The sequence below is a fragment of the Caballeronia sp. LZ065 genome (assembly GCF_031450975.1).
GTDB lineage: Bacteria > Pseudomonadota > Gammaproteobacteria > Burkholderiales > Burkholderiaceae > Caballeronia.
In genome coordinates, this window is the sequence record NZ_JARUXV010000001.1 from 1,269,798 (window position 1) to 1,284,569 (window position 14,772).

Here is a 14,772-nt window from a genome sequence, read left to right on the forward strand (position 1 = left end):
TCAGCGTCCCTCGCCGGCGGCGGGCGTGCGCGGCGGTTCGCGATGAAAGCGCGCGCGCAGCCTGCGGGCGAGCGAATCGAAGCCGAGATAGATCACCGGCGTCGTGAACAGCGTCAGTAGCTGCGAGACGATCAGGCCACCGACGATCGCGATGCCGAGCGGATGACGCAGCTCCGAGCCCGCGCCCCAGCCGAGCATCAGCGGCAGCGCGCCAAGCAGCGCCGCCATGGTGGTCATCAGGATTGGCCGGAAGCGCAGCAGGCAGGCCTGGAAAATGGCCTCGCGCGGCGACTTGCCTTCCTCGCGCTCGGCTTCGAGCGCGAAGTCGATCATCATGATCGCGTTCTTCTTCACGATGCCGATCAGCAACACGATGCCGATGATGCCGATGATGTCCAGGTCGTGCCCGGTGATCATCAGCGAGAGCAGCGCGCCGACGCCCGCCGAGGGCAGCGTCGAGAGAATGGTGATCGGATGGATGAAGCTCTCGTACAGCACGCCGAGCACGATGTACATCGTGACGATGGCCGCGAGGATCAGGAACAGCTCGTTCGAGAGCGACGCCTGGAACGCGAGCGCCGCGCCCTGGAAGCGGATCTGGAACGAGGCGGGCAGACCGATGTCCTGCTTGGCCTGCTCGATGGCCTTCACGGCCTCGCCGAGCGACGCGCCCTTGGCGAGATTGAAGGACACGGTCGTGGCCGGGAACTGGCCGAGGTGCGTGACGAGCAGCGGGGCCGCGCGTTCGTGGAACTTGGCGATGGCCGCAAGCGGCACCTGGCCGTTGGTCGCGGTGGAGGAGGGCAGGTAGATGCCGTTGAGCGTGTCGCTGTAATGTGCGTCGCTGGGCTCGGCTTCCAGGATCACGCGGTATTGGTTCGACTGCGTGAAGATGGTCGAGATGATGCGCTGGCCGAAGGCGTCGTACAGCGCGTTGTCGACGGTGGCCGGCGTGATGCCGAAGCGCGCGGCCGTCGCACGGTCGATCTCGATGTACACCGACTGGCCGTTCTGCTGCAGGTCGGTCGCGACATCGGTCAGTACGGACGTGCCTTGCAGGCGCGCGACGAGCTTCGGCACCCATTCCGCGAACTCGGACGGATTCGGGTCGGTCAGCATGAACTGGTATTGCGTCGGGCTGACCGTGGAGTCGATCGTCAGGTCCTGCACCGGTTGCATGTACAGCTTGATGCTTGGAATGTCCGCCACTTCGCCCTGGATGGCGCGGATCAGGTCGCTCGAATTATTGCTGCGGTCGTCGCGCGGCTTCAGGTTGATGAGCATGCGGCCGCTGTTCAGCGTGATGTTGGTGCCGTCCACGCCGATGAACGACGTCAGGCTCTCGACATCCGGGTTCTGCAGGATCTTCTTCGCGAGCGCCTGCTGCTGGTCGGCCACGGCCTGGTAGGACGCGGCCTGCGGCGCCTGCGTGATGGCCTGGATCACGCCGGTGTCCTGCACCGGGAAGAAGCCCTTCGGGATATAGATGTAGAGCACCGCCGTGAAGACCAGCGTCAGCACGAACACGAACAAGGTGGCGTGCTGGCGGGCCAGCACCCAGTTCAACGCCACCGCATAGCGCCCGATCACGTAGTCGATGAACCGGTGCGCGCGCGCCTCGAAGCGCTTGCTGTCCTTCGGCGGCGTGTGGCGCAGCAACTTGGCGCACATCATCGGCACGAGGGTCAGCGAGACGATGGCCGAAATCACGATGGTCACCGCCAGCGTGATCGCGAATTCGTGGAACAGGCGGCCCACGACATCGCCCATGAAGAGCAGCGGGATCAGCACGGCGATCAGCGAGACCGTCAGCGAGATGATGGTGAAGCCGATCTGCTTGCTGCCCTTGAGCGCGGCTTCGAGCGGCGATTCGCCTTCTTCCACATAGCGCGCGATGTTCTCGATCATCACGATGGCGTCATCGACGACGAAGCCGGTCGCGATGGTCAGCGCCATCAAGGAGAGGTTGTCCAGCGAGAAACCGCACAGGTACATGACCGCGAGCGTGCCGACCAGCGAGAGCGGCACCGAGAGGCTCGGGATGATGGTCGCGTAGACGTTGGCGAGAAACAGGTAGATGACCAGCACGACCAGCACGACGGACAGCAGAAGCTCGAACTGGACGTCGCGCACGGACGCGCGGATGGTCGTCGTGCGGTCGGTGACCACGCGCACGTCGAGCGCCGCGGGCAGCGACTGCTGCAATTGCGGCAGGATCTGCTTGATGCTGTCCACTACCGCGATCACGTTCGCGCCCGGCTGACGCTGTACGTTCAGGATGATTGCGGGTGTCGAATCGACCCACGCGCCGAGCTTGGTGTTCTCCGGGCCCTGGACGATGGTCGCGACGTCGGTGAGCATCACCGGGCGGCCGTTGCGGTATGCGATCACCGCGCTCTTGTAGGCCTCGGCGTCGGTGAGCTGGTCGTTGGCGTTGATGGTGTAGGCGCGCGTCGGACCGTCGAAGTTGCCCTTCGGCGTATTGACGTTGAGATTGGCGATGGTCGTGCGCAGGTCGTCGATATTGAGCCCGTAGGAGGCCAGCGCGCGCGTGTTCGCCTGGATGCGCACCGCCGGGCGATTGCCGCCGCTGACCGACACCAGGCCCACGCCCGCCACCTGCGAAATTTTCTGCGCGAGGCGCGTGTCCGCCAGATCCTGCACTTGCGTGAGCGGCAAGGTTTTCGAGCTGACGGCCAGCGTCATGATGGGGGCGTCGGCGGGATTTACCTTCGCGTAGATCGGCGGCGCGGGCAGGTCAGAGGGCAGCAGGTTGCCCGCCGCGTTGATCGCCGCCTGCACTTCCTGCTCGGCGATGTCGAGCGGCAGGTCCAGGCTGAACTGCAGCGTGATGACCGAGGCGCCCGCCGAACTCTGCGACGACATCTGATTCAGGCTCGCCATCTGGCCGAACTGCTTCTCCAGCGGCGCGGTGACGCTCGACGTCATCACGTCGGGCGAGGCGCCCGGATAGAAGGTCTGCACCTGGATGGTCGGATAGTCGACGGCGGGCAGCGCGGACAGCGGCAGGAAGCGCAGCGCGACCAGTCCGACCAGCATGATTGCCGCCATCAGGAGCGCCGTGCCGACCGGGCGCAGAATAAAAAGACGAGATGGGTTCATGCGGGATTCGTGACCTGAAGCTCGGGGTTACTGCTGCGATTGCGTCTGCTGACGCCGATGTCCGCCGTGATGCGCGCCCGAGGCGCCCGAGGCGGCAGCGGCACTGGAAGCACCCGAAGCACCCGCAGCACCCGAAGCACCCGAAGCACCCGAAGCACCCGAAGCACCCGAAGCACCCGAAGCACCCGAAGCACCCGAAGCACCCGAAGCACCCGAAGCACCCGAAGCGCCCGAAGCGCCCGAAGCGCCCGACGCCGCGTTCGACTTCTCGGCCGGGATCGTGATCTTCGCGCCTTCCTTGAGCCGGTCGGAGCCGTCGATCACCACGCGCTCGCCCACCTGCAGGCCGGACTTGATGCTGGTGCGCTCGCCGTCCACCGGGCCGATCTTCACGTTGCGCACGGTCACGGTGTTGTCCGGCTTCACGACATAGACGAACGCGCCCGACGAACCGTTCAGCACCGCCGGCGTCGGCACGATGATCGCGTTCTTGATGACATCGACCAGCAGCTTCGTGTTCACGAACTGATTCGGAAACAGCATGCCGCCCTTGTTGTCGAAGGTGCCGCGCAGCTTGACCGTGCCGGTGGTGGTGTCGATCTGGTTGTCGACCGTCTCGAGATAGCCGGATTCGAGCGCCGTGATGTTGGCGCGGTCGTAGGCCGTGACCGACATCTTCGTGCCCGCGTGCAGCGGCTTCAGGATGGCGGCGAGGTTGTCCTCGGACGTGGTGAAGATCACGCTGATCGGCTGCAGCTGCGTGATGACGACCACGCCGTTGGTGTCGCCGGTCGTCACGTAGTTGCCCGGATCGACCTGACGCAGCCCCACGCGCCCCGACACCGGCGCCGTGATGCGCGCATAGGTCAGGTCGAGCTTGTAGGTATCGACGTTGGCCTGGTCGGACTTGACCGTGCCTTCGTATTGCTTCACCAGCGACGCCTGCGTGTCCACCTGCTGCTTCGCGATGGAGTCTTGCGACAGCAGGGTCTGGTAACGCTGCAGGTCGAGGCGCGCGGTTTGCAGCAGCGCTTCGTCGCGCGCGAGCTGGCCTTGCGCGTTGCGCAGTGAGATCTCGTATGGACGCGGGTCGATCTGCGCGAGCAGGTCGCCTTTCTTGACCATCTGACCTTCCTGGAACGCGACATCCATCAGCGTGCCGTTCAGTTGCGTCTTCACCGTGACGTTGGCGAGCGGCGTGACGGTGCCTAGCGAATTGATGACCACGGGCATCTCGCCTTGCGTGACGCTTGCGACATGCACCGGCTGCGGCTGGTTCGTCGCGTTCGCGGCGCCGCGCCGGCCGCCTTGCCGCGCCTCATGCTGGGCGCCCGGGGCGCTCGTGCCATTGCGGTTCCACGGATGCCACCACGCCAGCGCGCCCGCCACGATCAGCACCGCGATGATCAGCGGCACGACTCTGCGACGGCGGGTGGTGGCATGAGGGTGGGCAGCCGGCGAAGCGGGCGAGGGAGGCGTCGGGCGCGGTTGCCCTGAAGGATTCTTGTGATCGTCCATCTGTTCGGTGGCTGGGTCTTTCGATTCTGTCTTGCAAGGACGCGGATGAGGAACCCATCATGGTTCGGGGAAGCGCGAACCGCCGGGCAGCGTGGGCTCGGGCATGGGGCAGGACCATCGGGAAGCGGTTGAAAAGCCGTCGCATGAAGCAAGCCGCAAGCCCGGCGGGGCGCCGACACGCGCGAAGCATGATGCTACGTCCCACGTTCAGACCCGTCCACCGGTCATTCTTTCGGCTGATTACGACTGTTACACAGGCAGACCGGCAAGCTTTCGGCGGCTTTCGAAGAGCCTGCGCCGGGCGCAGGCTTTCGGGCATGGCGGGCCGCGTAGTTTAACCGGCCCCGTGTGACTCAACCGGCGGCGTGCGCGGCGGGCGCCGGATAGGTGCCGCCGATCTCGCGCACGATGTGCCCGACGCATTCGAGCAGCGCGGGCGCGACGATGTCGATCAGCGTGTCGCGCGGGCATTGGTAGGCGGCGCCGCCGCAATTGACCGCGTAGCGTTCCTCGGACGGGCCCACGAAGCCTGCCGCGACCGCGTTCAGCCCGTCGTGCCACTCGCCGACCGACATGGCGAAGCCGCGCCGCAGCGCGTCGTCGAGGCCGCGGTGCAGGCTGCTCGCGATGGACGGCCATTCGTCGCCCGAGGCCGTCTGCAGGCTGCCGATGAGCGCGCGCCGGTCGGCTTCGGCGAGCACCGCGAGATAGGCACGTCCGACCGAGGTGCGGGTGAGATCCATCCGGCCGCCGACTTCAAGCCGTGAAACGAGGACGGCGGAGCGCGGACGGATGGCGTCGATGACGACCATCTCCAGGCGGTCACGCACGGCGAGATGCACCGAAAGTCCGGTTCGCTCGGCGAGCTGGATCAGAAAGGGCCGCGCGCGAGCACGAATATCGAAATTGCGTAAGAATCCGTTGCTGAGCTCCAGTACGGAAGCAGTCAGGACGAAGCGTTCGCTGTCCGGAAGCCGGTACAGCAGGCCGGCGCCGACGAGTGTCGCTGTGATGCGGGAGACGGTCGGCTTCGGAATGCCGGTCCAGTCGGTCAGTTCGCGGTTGCTGACGGGCGCATCGGCGGCGGCGATGCGGCGCAATACGTCGAGGCCCCGCGCCAGGGCGGTGACTTCCTCGCCGTCTTTTTCTCGGGCTCTCTCTTTACCCGTTGGCTGGTCATTTTGCATGTAAGCCTATTTTTTATGAAACATTGTTCCGAAGGTCGGGGGCGCGACATTCTACCGGGACAGTTCTCAAAGCTTGCAAGCGATGCAAGTGATGACGATAAGCTGCATCAGCGATGAACTTTTTGGAACAAAGTTCTTTTTTCGGTAATAAAGTTGGGCAGTTGCTCGGAGTCAGAAATTTTGCTTGACTTGGGCAACGTTCCCATAAAAAATGGAATTGAATTTCGAAACTTGATAGCGACGTGCGCTTTTGCGCTTCCCGTTCTCACATTTCGGGATACGGTCTCTCAGGTTCTAGCACGGCCCTCGGAATGGCTAGAACTTTTAAGGCGCTGCGGAAACGCAGCGCCTTTTTTTTTGCCCGTCGAAGCTTGATGCTTTGACCCGAATATACCTGCAAAGCGGCGCAGCCAGTGGAACGAAATGCCTGCTTTCATATGCCCGGCGCCGTCCGGAACGCAAGCTTGCCTAACGTCAGGCGGATGACGAGTCCAGCAGACGTCCGCAAACTTTCAGCTTCGATGATTGAAAACGCGGCGCTGCTTCAGGATGCGTCTGCCACGGAGCAGCCAGTAAATGCTCGCGAGGATCAGGAGCACCGCGACGCACAGGACGTACAGCGGAGAGACGCGTTCGGGGGCCGGCGGACTGGTCGCCACGAGCAATGCTGTGAAGAGTGCGACCCCGGCCTGAAAGAAGGAGCGGGCGGCCACACTGCGGCGTAGACGGGGCGTGGTGAAGCGGGAAACGGGCGGGCGTGCGAACGGTTCGAACAGCATCATCCCTGCGGTGAGGGCAATGGCGGCACTCATGAAAAACATGGTGGGAGACTTTCGTGAAGGGCGGGACGCGAGGAAATATAGTCGAACCGCACAACCTGCCAGAACTAGAAGTCTCCTAAATGTAGAAGAATTCCTCTATCTGACATAGTCAGCCTGATTTTTTCTGAGAATTGACCAAAAGCGGCTTTTCGACGCGGCTCGGGCACAACTAGGGTTTTCCTTTGATGCAAGGTTGGCCCGGATCGCAGGCCGACAGGCTTTTGCCGGCATCGAACGGGGCGCGGTTGACGAAGGCTGGACACGAGCAGCGTATGATGTGCGCCAGTTTTGACCCGGATTCCGCCCGCGAAGGGTTGCGCCATGACGGGTCTTCAGAATTGCGCGCCGCCGCGCCCGCATTGCGACAGACGACACACGACGGAAGGCAACACCATGCAGATGACTCCCTTGACCCGCATCGCCGCTGCGCTCGGGACGCTCGCCCTTCTTGCGGCCTGCGAGAAGCACGATGCGACTGCCGGACAGGCGGCGGGCGCGTTCAATAACCTGGCGAGCCAGACGGGCCAGAAATTCGATCAGGCGGCGAGCTATGTCGGCCAGAAGGTCGATGCAGCGAAACAGTCGGCACAGCAGAATGTCGAAAACGCCGGTTCGATGCCCGATATCTCCGCGAGCGGGGTGGCAGCCTCGGCGCGCGCCAACCTCGACAACGCGGCCAGCGCCACCCAGGCCGCGATCAACAACGCGGCGAGCGCGACCGGCGCGGGCCTGCAATCGGCGGGACGCAAATTGCAGGACTGGTCGTCGCGTCCGGACGGCACCCAGGCGGGAAGCCAGACCGGCGCTCAGGCGTCCGGCGCGACGGCCAGCCCGGATCCCGGCAATGCGCGCGCCGAAATGGACAAATAAGCTTTCTCTTGCATGGAGAGCGGTTCCATTCGAACCCTCAGATGAATCGGCATGCAACCGATGGCTAACATTCGGTTACGTCCGCATCGGACGGCCGGCAGTTCGCAGCCGCTAAACTGGCGGTCTTTTGAAAACCGGTATCGTCATGAAGTCATGCAACCGCGCGCGTGACGGCGCGTGGGCGTTCGTCGCGATCTTCTGGCTGGCGACGTGCGCGCGCGTGCGGCGGGCGTCGCCGGCACTGTTGTTCGCTGTCCTGCTGTCCGCCGTTTCCCTCGCGCATGCCGCAGCCGCGCTCACGCTGCCTTCCTTCGAAGAGCTGATCAAGCCCGCGACGCCCGCCTCGGCGCCCGACGCGGCGTCGAATGGAGCGCCCACGGCGTCCGACGCCGACATGGTGCGCTCGCTCGACACCCTCATCGCCACGCTCGACAGCGACCGGCAACGCACCGCCCTGGTCGCGCAACTCAAGCGGCTGCGCGATGCGAAGCGCGCGGCGCTCGCCGGGGTCCCCGCGCCGGGCGTCGCAGCCGCGCCGGCCGGCGCCGAGGCAGCGGACGCCAACCCCGGCAGCGCCGCCGCCAATGCCGCGAGCGGCGCAAGCGATGCGACAACGGCGGCGGTCGCGCCGGCATCGTCGAGTTCGTCGGCGGCGTCGGTCGTCGCGAAGATGGCGCAGAACGCCGGGCTGCTCGGCGCGATTGCCTCGGCGGTGACCAACATCGAAGCCGACGTCAGGCGCGGCAAGACGCCGCTCGCCTACTGGATCGGCCGCTTCAACGCAGCGGGCAACGAGCTCTTCACGATCGTCACGAGCCAGAGCCGCGAGTCCTTCGGTCGCACACTCTTCAATTACTTCGCGACGCTCGCCGGCTGGGGCCTGTGCGCCTTCGTGCTGGTCTATCTCCAGCGCCGCGTGCAGGCGCGCTACGGCATCGACATGGGGCTGCATTCGAACCCGACGACGGGCGAACTGCTGCGCTTCACGCTGCGCCGCGTCGCGCCCTATCTGTTCGCGTTCCTCGCGGCGCTGAGTTTCACGCACTACATGCCGCTGTCGCTCGGCCGCACGCTGGCGATGGTGACCGCCTACGCGATCGTCGCGGGCGCGGTGTTCTCGGCCATCTGCCTGATCATGTTCTCGCTGTTCGGGTCGGCGCACCGGCGCGTGGCGGTCAATCTGCTGATCGTGCAGGCGCGCCGGCTGTTGTTCGTGATCGGCACCCTCGGCGCGCTCGGCGATGCCGCCGCGAACTACGATGTCGCCCAGCAGCTCGGCACCAACCTCTCGGCGCTCATCTCTACTTTCGCGAACATGGGCGCGGCCGGCCTGACCGCGTATTTCGCGCTGGCTTTCCAGCGGCCCGTCGCGCATCTGATTCGCAGCCGCAGCTACGAGCAGCGCAACACGCGCAAGGCCGCAACCGAAACCTTCGAGGTGGTCGCGTCGTTGTGGCAACTGCCGCTGCTGCTGCTGGCGTCGGCCTCGGTGGTGGCCACGCTGATGGGCATCGGCACGTCCGAGAACGTGCTGCAGATGGCGATCGCGACCGCCGGTCTGCTGGTCGTCGGGTTCTTCCTGTCGGCGATCGTCGTGCGCATCACGCGGCCGAAGTCGCGCAAGCCGCGCCGGCAGTCGGCGTATGTGCGCAGGCTCGTGAAATTCGTCGGCACGATGATCGTGGTCGGCGTGTGGCTCGTGTTCCTCGAACTGTCGTCGCGCTTCTGGGGCTTCTCGCTCGCGCACATGGCCGAGGAGAGCGTGGCCGCGCGCGGCATCACGCACGCCGTCGCGATGATCGTGCTGACCTTCTTCGTCGTGTGGCTCGTGTGGATCCTGATCGACACCGGCATTCAGGAAGCGCTCAAGCCGGATTCGACGCGGCGCGGCGGACGCGGCCCGAGCATGCGCGCGCGCACGATGCTGCCGCTCGTGCGCAATGTCGTGTTCGTGTTCCTGCTGACGGTGGCCGCCATCGTCACGGCCGCGAACCTCGGGCTGAACGTGACGCCGCTGCTGGCGGGCGCGGGCGTGATCGGCCTGGCGGTGGGCTTCGGCGCGCAATCGCTGGTCGCCGACCTCATTACCGGACTGTTCATCATCATCGAGGACACCATTTCGGTGGGCGATTCGATCGAAGTGGAAGGCGGTCACGCAGGCATCGTGGAGAGCTTGACGATCCGGACCGTGCGCCTGCGCGACGGCCAGGGCGCGGTCCATGCCATTCCGTTTTCGCAGATCAAGACGGTGAAGAACTTGTCGCGCGATTTCGCGTATGCGGTGTTCGAAGTGCGCGTGCCGTTCTCGGCCGATGTCGATGAAGTCACGCAGATGATCCGCGAAGTCGGCGCGGACCTGATGTCCGACTTTCGTTACCGGATGGAGATGCTGGGTCCGGTGGAAGTGTGGGGACTCGATCGCTTCGATCCGAACTGGATGGTCGTCAAAGGCCAGATCAAGACGCGGCCGCTGCAGCAATGGAGCGTCGCGCGCGCGTTTAATCTGCGCATCAAGCGCAAGATGGACGAGGCTGGCATGGAGATTCCGGTGCCGCAGATGCACGTGCAGATGACGCGCGACACGCTCGCAGGCGAAGCGGCGGCGCTCGGACACGAGCGCGCGCGGCGCATCTGGACCGGCGAGGCGCCACCCGCGGTGGAACCCGAGGAGGCGATGGCGGGTCCGGAACCCGCGCGTCAGAGTCAGATCAGGAGCGAGGCTGCCGCGTTGCGCGACATATCGCACGATCCGCAAGCCGCGCCGCCGCCGACGGATCAATCAGTGCAGATCCCGCCGCAGATTCCCACGGCGCCGGAGCCGGGCAAGGGCTGAGCGGCGTGTGTCTGCCGCGACGCGACGAGTTCAGGCGGCGAGCAGATCGTTGACGTGCGTGGCGATCTCGGCGCCCGCGACGCCGTAGACATGCAGCGAGATGGCGCGGGCGGTGGCATCGGCGGGATTGCCGAGTCGATGGATCGCGCCGCGTCCTGCTTCGACGCAGGACACCGCACCGGCAGGACGTGCATGACGGCGAACCGGCACCGCGTCTTGCGTGTGCACGTCCCAGCGATACAGCGTTTCCTCCAGCGTTCCTTCGATAACCGCATAGCCGCACCAGGTCAGATGGCCATGCACCGGGCTGGCTTGCCCGGGCGCCCAGACCAGCGCGGCGATGGCGTAACGGTTGAGCGGATCGGCGGCGAGCAGGTGGCGGCAATAGCGCTGGGCCTCGGCGGCGCGCTGCTCCGGGCGCAGCAGATCCGGCGCGGCGATCGCGCGCCGCAACGCCGCGCGCACGCGTTCTCCGAAGTCGTGGCGCGGGCCGGCCGACGCGGCATCGAAGGCGGCATCGAGTTCCTGGCACAAGGTGGCGAGCGCGTCGCCAGGCCGGGTGTGCGCCGCTGCGAAAGGCCGCGCCGGGCGGCTGACATGTTCGGATTGCATGCTGTAGGAACCGTGAAATTCATTGAAAAAGGCACGCTTCATTTATACCGGCTTGCCTCCAGAATTGGTTTCCATATAATTCCGCTCGGACATCCAGAAATAGAATAATTTCCTACCGGGGGTGCAGCATGGGAATGGACCTCATCGACCGCAAGCTTCTCGAACTGCTGCAGAACGACGTCACCATGCCCATCGCCGAACTGGCGCAGCGCGTGAACCTGTCGCAGACGCCGTGCTGGAAGCGCGTGCAGCGCCTGAAGGAGACCGGCGTGATCCGCGCACAAGTGGCGCTGTGCGATCCGAAGAAGCTGGGCGTGGGCACGACGGTGTTCGTCGCGGTCCGCACCAATCAGCACACGCAGACCTGGGCGGAAGATTTCACCCGCGCGGTGCGCGACATCCCGGAAGTGGTCGAGGTCTTCCGGATGAGCGGCGAGACCGACTATCTGTTGCGCGTCGTGGTGTCCGACATCGACGACTATGACCGCGTCTACAAGATCCTGATCCGCGCGGTGCCGCTGTACGACGTCAGTTCGAGCTTCGCGATGGAGCAGATCAAATACTCGACGGCGCTGCCGGTACGGCCCACCGTCGAGTTTCCCTGATTCTGATTCCGCTTGAGCACGGTATCGGCACGGCCCGTGCGACATCATCCCGCAATCCAACTGAAAACCATCGCGGGTACCATGTCGGGTCTCTCCGAAACCGCGTCACGAAGCGCCTTGCCCATGATCGACGATCCCCGCCGCCCCGCCGGCAAGCCCAGAAAGAATCCGACGCGCGCCATCAGCGTGTTCATTGTGGTGGTGGTGCTGATCGTCATCGGCACGGTGCTGTTCAATGCGATCCGCGAGAAGCGCGAGTTCGACCAGCAGAACGCCCCCGCCGCGAGCGACGTGCGTCCCGCGCTGCCGGCGACGGGCGCATCGCACTAGCCGATGGGGCGGCGCGCCCGATAGCGGACCTCACACGGGCAAGCGGATCTGCGTCGCGTCCTTGCTGATCAGCGCCGATGCGCTCAGCATCTGCTTGCATTGATGCGCCAGCAGCTTCAGGTCGTGGAGCGCATCGGGCGGCAGCGCCTGCGCGCGTTCGGCTTGAATGACCATCGCGTCGAGCTCGCGGCGCAGCTCCTTCAGCGCGTCGCTTTGCGCGGGCGCTGACGCCGCGTCCGGTCGAGGCGCGGCGGGCAGTTCGTCCTGCGCGTCGGCCAGATGCTCGCGCACCATGCCGAAGGTGCGCTGCACGGGGTCGAAGCGCTGGCCGTCCTGGCCAGACGTCTCATTGAGCGATTGCAACAGCGGCGCCGCCGCCGTGATCTGCGAGGCGAGCACATGGCTCTGCACGAGCAGGTCGTTCAACTCCGCCACATACCGTTGCTGCGCCTTCGGCTCGAGCATCATGCGCTGGAAGGCCTGCGCCAGATTGGCGAAGGCAATGTGCACGTTCTTGCGCGCCAGCCGATAGCGAAAATCCCGGTCGAGCGCGGTGGCGGCGACCGTCGCGGCCACGGACGCGCCCTTGCTGGCCGTGGCCGCCGTGCTCTCGCCGATGCTCACCGCCGCCAGCTTCTGCGCCGTCGCGTTCGCGGCCTTCACGGCCGAGTCCGTGACGACTTCGGGATCGAGCGGCGCGGTGGCGGCGAGGGGCTCGTTCGCGGCTTCGGCGCTGGCGGGCGCGGCGACCGGCTGCTCCGCGGGTGACGCCGCGGCGCCTGCGTTGGCGTCGGCGAACACGGCGGGGTTGACGGCCGTTTCCGGCGCGGCGGCGCGCGTCTTGTCCGGTTGCGCGGATGCCTTCGCCTTCCACCACCAGCTCGCTTCCAGATAGTTGCGTGTGGCGGACAGGAGATCCTTCACGAGCTTGCCCATCAGCCGGTATTCCCAGTAAGGGAACAAATGGCTGGCCGCGATGGCGATCGCGCAACCCACCACCGTATCGATCGCGCGCTCGCCGATCAACCGGAGACTGCCCGGCGCGAGCAGATGGAACATCAACAGCACATACGACGACGTGAACACCACGCTCGCCGCATAGTTGAACAGCAGCAGGCTGTAGCTCATCACCATCGACGCGAACATCACGATGAGCAGGATATGCGGCTCCTTGACGAACAGAATGAGCGCGATGGTCACGCCGCAGCCAATGGCCGTGCCGATGATCCGCTGTGTGTTGCGCTGCTTGGTCAGCGAGTAGCCGGGCTTCAGGATGATGACGGTGGTCATCACGATCCAGTAGGCGTTGGTGAGCGGCAGCAGCCGGCCGAGCCAGAAGCCCGCGCCGACGGCGATCGTCACGCGCAGCGCGTGCCTGAAGCTGGGCGACGCCATCGTCAGGTTCGAGAAGATCTGCATGAACGGCACGCGCCGGCTCGAGATGAAGCGTGACAGCGCGTGGTCGATCTGCACTTCGGTTTCGGTCGGGCTGGCGTCGTCACGGGTGCGGCGGCGCATCTTGTCGATCAGGCGCGTCGCGCTCCAGAGCCGGCGGAACACGGCCGCCGCCGCCGCGTAGGCTTCGGGATTCTTTTCGGGCAGGCCGTTCTTGCGCATCAGTTCGAGTTCGTATTCGATCGCGCGCAACTCCGCCTTCATGCTGATCTGCCGGCCGGCGGCATTGTTCTGCAGCACGGCGAGCCCGATTTCCTCGAGATCGGCGGCAGCCTTGCGCATCAGGTCGCGATAGAAAATCAGCACGTCCGAACCCGCAAAGGTCTTGCGCACCAGCGGATAGTCGGTGTGCGCGCCGACGAAAAACTCGTGCAGGTCTACCACGTTGATGAACAGATTGAACAGCCGGGCGCGGCGCGCGTCGAGCCGGCCGCTCTTCAACTTCGGCAGATTGCGCAGCACGATGTCGCGGGCAGCTTCCTGACGCTCGACCGCGGCAATCTGCTTTTCGATCAGCTTGCGATAGCACTCGTCGAGATCGGCGTCGCCGTCGTAGAAATCGGCGCGTGCGAGCAGGTATTCGGCGCAGCTGAAGATGCTTTCGGCGAGCGCTTGCTGTTCGATGCGATAGACCAGCAGCCGGCTCACGAGCGTGGCCCAGTAGGTGTACCAGAGACCGCCGAGCAGGATCCAGGAGGCGTTGATGAGCGCCTGCAGCGGCGTGAAATGGTCTTCGAGCGTGACGACCATCATGAACAATGTCGCGAAGCTGATCTGCGGCCAGCGGTTGCCGTAGACGACGATCAGCGAGAGCACGAAGGTCAGCGGCACGATGGTCAGCCAGAGCGTCAGTGGATGCGCGGTGGCGATGCCGGTGGCGAGCGAGGAAAGGAAGCCGATGAAGGTGCAGGCGAGCATCTCATTGTGCTTGTGCCTGAGCGGGCCGGGCATGTCGACGACGCAGGCGCCGAGCGCGCCGGTGGCGATCGTGAAGCCGAGTTCGCGGTTGTGGAACACGATGAGCATCAGGACCGCGGGCAGCGACACGCCGAGCGCGATGCGCAAGCCGCCGAAGAAGTATTGGCTGTAGATGAACTTCCTGATTTCGAACGAATAGCGCATCGAGGTTTTGGTTTTGATGGCTCGGCGGGGGAGTGGGTTCGACGGGGTCGGGTGAGTCTAACCCATGCGGGTGGGGAGGCAGGTTACATGCCTGGAGGGGCGCTCTGTGTCTTCGCTCTGGTCCTTCGCGTGGGTTGCTTGTGTTTGGTTTGCCAGCGCTTTCATGGACTTCCCGTGTTCGCGTCGGTCTGTTGGCGCTGCCCCTCCCCGGGGCGGGGGTAACTTTCTTTGCCGCTGCAAAGAAAGTCACCAAAGAAAGCAGCTTTTCTTCCCGCCCAAGGTCCGCATAGCAGCGC

At 65.1% G+C, this 14,772-nt stretch carries 10 protein-coding genes; 4 read left to right on the forward strand and 6 right to left on the reverse strand.

The window, feature by feature from the left end; translation table 11 throughout:
* The 4 genes from QCE63_RS05950 to QCE63_RS05965 all read right to left on the reverse strand — a co-directional run bounded on the left by QCE63_RS05950 (position 1) and on the right by QCE63_RS05965 (position 6,649).
* Complete coding sequence (locus tag QCE63_RS05950; RefSeq protein ID WP_309831454.1) at positions 1 to 3,123, reverse strand: MdtB/MuxB family multidrug efflux RND transporter permease subunit; 3,123 nt, start codon at positions 3,121 to 3,123, stop codon at positions 1 to 3.
* A 27-nt stretch (positions 3,124 to 3,150) separates the two neighbouring features.
* The gene (locus QCE63_RS05955; protein ID WP_309831456.1) at positions 3,151 to 4,641 is read right to left on the reverse strand and encodes an MdtA/MuxA family multidrug efflux RND transporter periplasmic adaptor subunit; all 1,491 of its coding nucleotides are present in this window, start codon (positions 4,639 to 4,641) and stop codon (positions 3,151 to 3,153) included.
* Positions 4,642 to 4,994: 353 nt separating this feature from the next.
* Entirely contained in the window at positions 4,995 to 5,828 is an 834-nt protein-coding gene (locus tag QCE63_RS05960) for an IclR family transcriptional regulator (RefSeq protein WP_309831459.1), read from the reverse strand.
* Between the two features lie 512 nt (positions 5,829 to 6,340).
* A complete protein-coding gene (locus tag QCE63_RS05965) occupies positions 6,341 to 6,649 on the reverse strand; it encodes a hypothetical protein (RefSeq protein ID WP_309831460.1) in 309 nt (102 codons plus the stop codon).
* A gap of 393 nt (positions 6,650 to 7,042) precedes the next feature.
* Between QCE63_RS05965 and QCE63_RS05970 the strand changes: the two genes are divergently transcribed.
* Both QCE63_RS05970 and QCE63_RS05975 read left to right on the forward strand, forming a co-directional pair.
* The gene (locus QCE63_RS05970) at positions 7,043 to 7,519 is read left to right on the forward strand and encodes a hypothetical protein (RefSeq protein WP_309831462.1); all 477 of its coding nucleotides are present in this window, start codon (positions 7,043 to 7,045) and stop codon (positions 7,517 to 7,519) included.
* A gap of 145 nt (positions 7,520 to 7,664) precedes the next feature.
* Complete coding sequence (locus QCE63_RS05975; protein ID WP_309831464.1) at positions 7,665 to 10,352, forward strand: mechanosensitive ion channel family protein; 2,688 nt, start codon at positions 7,665 to 7,667, stop codon at positions 10,350 to 10,352.
* A 30-nt stretch (positions 10,353 to 10,382) separates the two neighbouring features.
* Here QCE63_RS05975 and QCE63_RS05980 read toward each other — a convergent pair whose 3' ends face one another.
* Entirely contained in the window at positions 10,383 to 10,964 is a 582-nt protein-coding gene (locus QCE63_RS05980; protein ID WP_309831466.1) for a cysteine dioxygenase family protein, read from the reverse strand.
* Positions 10,965 to 11,092: 128 nt separating this feature from the next.
* Between QCE63_RS05980 and QCE63_RS05985 the strand changes: the two genes are divergently transcribed.
* A complete protein-coding gene (locus QCE63_RS05985) occupies positions 11,093 to 11,569 on the forward strand; it encodes an Lrp/AsnC family transcriptional regulator (RefSeq protein WP_309831469.1) in 477 nt (158 codons plus the stop codon).
* 123 nt (positions 11,570 to 11,692) lie between these two features.
* Positions 11,693 to 11,899, forward strand: coding sequence for a hypothetical protein (locus QCE63_RS05990; protein WP_309831470.1), 207 nt, complete (start codon positions 11,693 to 11,695; stop codon positions 11,897 to 11,899).
* A 30-nt stretch (positions 11,900 to 11,929) separates the two neighbouring features.
* Here QCE63_RS05990 and QCE63_RS05995 read toward each other — a convergent pair whose 3' ends face one another.
* Complete coding sequence (locus QCE63_RS05995; protein ID WP_309831472.1) at positions 11,930 to 14,476, reverse strand: FUSC family membrane protein; 2,547 nt, start codon at positions 14,474 to 14,476, stop codon at positions 11,930 to 11,932.
* Between the last annotated feature and the right edge of the window lie 296 nt (positions 14,477 to 14,772).